5 protein-coding genes are annotated in these 5,385 nt (G+C 36.9%); 4 read left to right on the top strand and 1 reads right to left on the bottom strand.

All coding sequences use genetic code 11. The features are described from left to right. Both ACY65O_RS09925 and arsM read left to right on the top strand, forming a co-directional pair. On the top strand, nt 1-2,279 hold a 2,279-nt coding region (locus tag ACY65O_RS09925; RefSeq protein ID WP_462220696.1), incomplete at its 5' end, for an outer membrane beta-barrel protein. 30 nt (nt 2,280-2,309) lie between these two features. Then, nucleotides 2,310-3,284: an arsenosugar biosynthesis arsenite methyltransferase ArsM gene (arsM, locus tag ACY65O_RS09920; RefSeq protein ID WP_462220695.1), complete on the top strand. Its 975-nt coding sequence runs from the start codon at nt 2,310-2,312 to the stop codon at nt 3,282-3,284. Between the two features lie 144 nt (nt 3,285-3,428). On the opposite strand, the gene ACY65O_RS09915 is transcribed toward arsM, so the two are convergent. Then, nucleotides 3,429-3,758 (bottom strand): hypothetical protein, encoded by a 330-nt coding sequence (locus ACY65O_RS09915; RefSeq protein ID WP_462220694.1) that lies wholly within the window; start codon nt 3,756-3,758, stop codon nt 3,429-3,431. Between the two features lie 11 nt (nt 3,759-3,769). Here ACY65O_RS09915 and ACY65O_RS09910 point away from each other — a divergent pair, with 11 nt between their 5' ends. Together ACY65O_RS09910 and ACY65O_RS09905 are read left to right on the top strand one after the other, a co-directional pair. Beyond that, a complete protein-coding gene (locus ACY65O_RS09910; RefSeq protein ID WP_462220693.1) occupies nt 3,770-4,840 on the top strand; it encodes an NAD(P)H-dependent oxidoreductase in 1,071 nt (356 codons plus the stop codon). Next, nucleotides 4,837-5,385, top strand: a 549-nt coding sequence (locus tag ACY65O_RS09905; RefSeq protein ID WP_462220692.1) for a TIGR04282 family arsenosugar biosynthesis glycosyltransferase, incomplete at its 3' end; no start/stop codon positions are given. The genes ACY65O_RS09910 and ACY65O_RS09905, both read left to right, overlap by 4 nt.

Below are 5,385 nucleotides of genomic sequence, written 5' to 3'. Positions count from 1 at the left end.
TAATAAAAAATAAATTATTTTATTTTGCTGCCGCAGAAATTGCCCGTAAAAGTGAGCCGGTGGGTTTTGCACCGGGCAGTGCAGGTGCAGCCATTCCCTTTGCATTAGCAAAAGCACTTGCAGATACTTTAACAAAAAGATACGGCTACAACAGCGGCTCTTACGAAAAAATAGATTTACAAAACCAAAGCAATAAAATATTTTTAAAATTAGACTGGAACATTAATACCACTCACAAACTTAGCATAAGACACAATTATGTAAAAGCCTTTGCAGATTATGGCGAACGCAGTGCTAATGTACTCAACTACCAAAGCCAGGGTTTTAAACACCACAGCACCACCAGCAGTACTGTAATGGAAGTACGGAGTAATTTTGCAAAAAATTTAAGCAACAATTTAATTTTAGGTTACACACAAACCGATGATTACAGAGAAACCAATGGTTTATTTTTTCCTCACATAGAAATTACCTACAATACTGCCAACACTATTTATGCTGGTACTTACAGAGAGGCAGCAGTGTACGGGCTTACTTTAAAAACTTTTGAGTTTACCGATAACCTTGCGTACAACCGTGGCAAACACAATTTTACTTTAGGCATACATAACGAATTGTACAGGGTTAACTATAAATTTTTAACAGCATTTAATGGCCGGTGGGCATACAGAAGTGTTGATGATTTTTATGCCAACAAACCCAGCCGTATAAGAGGCGTATATAATTTAACCAACAACGATTACGAATATAACAGAGGCATAGCCTCGGCAGATTTCAGGGTATTACTATTAAGCCAATACATACAAGATGATATTGCGGTAAATAAAAAATTACAACTTACCATTGGGCTTCGCAGCGATATTACCGAATACCCCGACAGGCCGGCGGCAAACGCAATTGTAACCACAACTAAAGAATTTGCCACTTATCAAAATAAAAATTATGCCAGGCCGCAGTTAGCGCCAAGGTTTGGTTTTAACTGGGATGTGCTGGGCAATAAAAAAATAATTATCCGTGGTGGTACTGGTATTTTTAGTGGCCGTATGCCTTTTGCATGGTTAGCGTATCCATACTACAACAGCGGTACTGCGTATGGTAATATTGATTACAGGCCAACTGGTGTGGTACCATTAAACAGCAATGTGGCTCAGGTTGCAGTAACGTATCAACCGGGTATTAGAGAAATAAATTTATTGGATAATAATTTTCGTTTGCCAAAAGTAATGCGTAGCAGTTTGGGTATAGATGTAAAAACAAAAAACGACTGGAGCTTTAGTATTGATGCCACTTACACAAAAACCTTGTACGATATTTTATACAAAACAGTAAATTTAAAAGATAGTACGGCAGTATTAAAAGGAACAGGTGATAATCGTTCTGTTTATTTGGGCAGCGGTAACCAACAAAAATATAATGCCGCATTTACCAATGTATTTTTATTAACCAATACAAAAGACGGTTACAGGTACAGCATTACAGCATCGGTAGCAAAACGTTATAAAACATTCAGGGTAAACACTGCCTATACTTATGGCGTATCAAAAGATAAAGCCAATGGAGTAAGGGTTTCGCCGCAGGCAAATTGGGAGTTTAACCAAACTATAAACCCCAACGACCCACAATTATCTTACAGTAATTTTGATTTAAGGCACAGAAGTATTTCTACTTTTACCTATAATAAAAAATGGAAAAATGCAGCAACAAGTGTAACGGTTGTTTACATTGCACAATCTGGTGCACCATTTACCTATACTTACATTGGCGATATTAACAGAGATGGTGCACCCAACAATGATTTAATTTACATACCCAAAAACCAAAGTGAAAGTAATTTGGCAGATATAAAAGATGGGGCAGGTATGGTAACCAATAGTGCCGCAAACCAATGGAGCCAGTTAGATGCTTATATTAGCAATGATAAATATTTAAGCAAACGCAGAGGGCAATATGCCCAACGTAATGGTGCAAGAACACCATGGAATAATCAATTGGATATGAAAATAAGCCACAGCGTAACAGTGGGTAAAAAAGAAAAAGGACAAAGTATAAATATTTCGTTAGATGTTTTTAATGTATCTAATTTAATAAGCAAAACATGGGGCAAACAATATTATGTACCCAATGTTCTAAACAGCAGCTATCAATTATTAACGGTGGCAAAAGCAAATACTGCAACGCCCCCAGAACTTAATTTTAATAACGTAACTACCACACCGTGGCAGTACGACCCAATATTATCAAGAACACAAGGGCAGTTAAGCCTGCGGTATAATTTTTAAAAAACTTTAATCAAAATAAAAAAATACAAAATGAGTACAGCTTATTTAGAAACTACGAAAGATGTTTACAAAGCAGCGGCAGAAAAACCTGATGTAGGTTTATGCTGCACTACCACACCTGTTTGGCAATTACCCGGTTTAGATATGCCGGTAATTATGCAGCAAATGAATTATGGTTGCGGCAGTACCGTTAACCCCAGGGATTTAGTGAATAACCCAAAAATTTTATATGTTGGTGTTGGTGGCGGAATGGAGCTGTTGCAGTTCGCTTATTTCAGCAGGCAAAAGAAAGGTGTAGTGGGTGTAGATGTAGTAGATGAAATGATAGCCGCCAGCAAAAGAAATTTTGATGAAGCAGAAAAATTAAATCCGTGGTTTAAAAAAGAAATGGTTGATTTAAGAAAAGGTGATGCATTGAATTTACCGGTAGAAGATAACAGCATTGATGTGGCTGCACAAAATTGTTTGTTCAATATTTTTAAACAGGACGAATTAAAAAAAGCATTGAGCGAAATGTACCGGGTGCTTAAACCACGTGGCCGTTTAGTAATGAGCGACCCTACCTGTGAAACTGAAATGCCTGAAGCATTAAGAGAAGATGAAAGGTTAAGGGCATTATGCCTTAGCGGTTCGTTGCCATTAAAAGATTATATAAAAATGATCACCGATATTGGTTTTGGTACGGTAGAAATAAGAGCAAAGAGAGCCTACAGAATTTTAGACCCTAAAAATTACGCTACCGATAAATTAATTTATATTGAAAGTGTGGAAGTATGCGCTATTAAAGACCCAATGCCTGCCGACGGGCCTTGTGTTTTTACAGGTAAAACGGCCATCTATTATGGCAGCGAAGAATTTTTGGATGATGATAAAGGCCACGTATTATTTCCTAACCAGCCATTGGCGGTATGTGATAAAACTGCAGGTGCATTAGCGGCTTTAAACAGGGACGATATTTTTATTTCGCCCTCTACATTTTTTTATGATGGTGGCGGTTGCTGCTAAAGGGTGCAATTAAAATTGACGCAATGCTATATTTTATTTTTAAATAAAACAGGTTCAAATTTTAGGGTCAAAAGCTCCCCTCCCCTTTGGAGAGGGGTTGGGGGTGAGGTCAAAAAGATGCAACAATTTTAAATGCTCCCGTTATTAAATAGAATTAATTTTTTTTCTTACTTTTTTGTAAGAGAAATAACTGCTGATGATAGTAGTAACAGCAAGAATAGTATAGATCCACCAGGGAATATTTGTACCAAAGATTACGAGATAAATATTGGCCGCATTAAAAATAAATATTGCAATAATTACCGGCCACAGAATAGATTTCTTTTGCCGGTAATTTTTTATAAGCCAGGCCACACATAATACAAACAAAGGCGTAGCAATTATATGGATGCCTAAAAAAATCAGCGGATCTACATGGTAATTTTTACCAAGAGTAATGTAATAATTTTTTACAGCCTCCCAAATGTTTTGCATAACTTGAAGATATGAAACCTGATGATAAAAATGCAGCATTACCCCTTCATGAGCGCCCTTTCAGGATATTGATTATTGCAGGCTCGGGCCGCAAACAATACAACTGCCCGGGTGTGGATAGTAAAGCAAGAATGCTGATGCTGAAAATGGCTGATAGGTTACCGCAAGGTTGGGAAATTGATTACGAAGATTTAAGTAATGCTTACGGGCGGGCACATATTCAAAGCTGTAACGCCTGTGTATCTACCTCAATGGCTTTATGCGTTTGGCCGTGTAACTGTTATAAAAAAAATAGCAGGGCCGAGCCTGATTTTATGTGGGATGCGGATTTGTATGGAAGATTAGATATGGCAGATGCCTGGGCCATTATTGGCCCGGTAAACTGGTATGCACCCACCAGTAATTTAAAATTAATGTTCGACAGGATGGTGTGTATGAATGGCGGTAACCCCTATGAAAAATTAATTGCCCATAAAGATCCCGAGATGGCAATGGCATTAGAGCATACTGAACTTTGGAAACAACTTAGCATAAATCATTTAGAAGGAAGAACAGCCGGATTTTTTTGTTATGGTGATGCTGGTGGAGATGAGATGGATGAAAACAATGTGCCGAAAATTTTACAGCACAAAAATTATTTTGATGGTGATGCAGAACCCTTTAAAGATATGCGGCAGGCATATGCACCCTTGGTGTGGCAATGCCGGTATGGTGGCATTGAAGTACCGGAAAATTTATGGCAATATGCAGAGAGCGGTGTTGGGAAAAAGTACAGCGATAATCAATCTGAAAATGTAATTGAAGATTTTGATTACATGAGTAAGTTTGAAAATTGGGTACAACAGTTTGAAAAATTTGTTTCAGCAAAAGGAAAAGTACCGCCGGGTAAATACCGGGCTTATGGATATAAAGCGCCACCGCATTTATGGAATGAAATAAAAACCGGTTTACGTGCATTTAGATTACGTTTTGGAAAAGCTCCTGCAAACTCATCTGCACAAAAACAAATTGATTTAAAACTAAACCGCAACACTACTTTACACCCTAAAAAAACTGAGGGAGAAAAATTAAGAGAGCAATGAAAGAAGCACTCATCATATTCGTTCGCAATCCCATTTTATCTAAAGTAAAAACAAGATTGGCGGCAACTATTGGTAATGAAAAAACATTGCTGGTGTATAAACATTTATTACAGCATACTAAAAATATTACACAGCAAGTTCCATCAACAAAATTTGTTTTTTATGCAGACTATTTAAATGAAGATGATGTATGGAATGGCTATGAAAAAAGATTACAAAAAGGTAATGATTTAGGAGAAAGAATGAAAAATGACTTTGAAGAATTATTTAATCTTGGTTTTGAGAAAGTTTGCATAATAGGAAGCGATTGTTACGAATTAACCAGCCCTGTTATTGCTGAAGCTTATGAAAATTTACAAACCTGTAAAACAGTAATTGGCCCTGCAAATGATGGAGGATATTATTTGCTGGGTATGCAGCATCCCTTTAAAGATTTATTTAGTAATATAGAATGGAGTACAGAAAACGTTTTTATTGAAACCATAAATAAAATAAATACGCAAAGTTTAACCTGTCATTTGCTTACTTCCCTTAATGATATTGAT

Source organism: Ferruginibacter sp., assembly GCF_031430955.1.
Lineage (GTDB): Bacteria > Bacteroidota > Bacteroidia > Chitinophagales > Chitinophagaceae > Ferruginibacter.
This window is presented reverse-complemented; position numbering and strand designations above follow the sequence as displayed.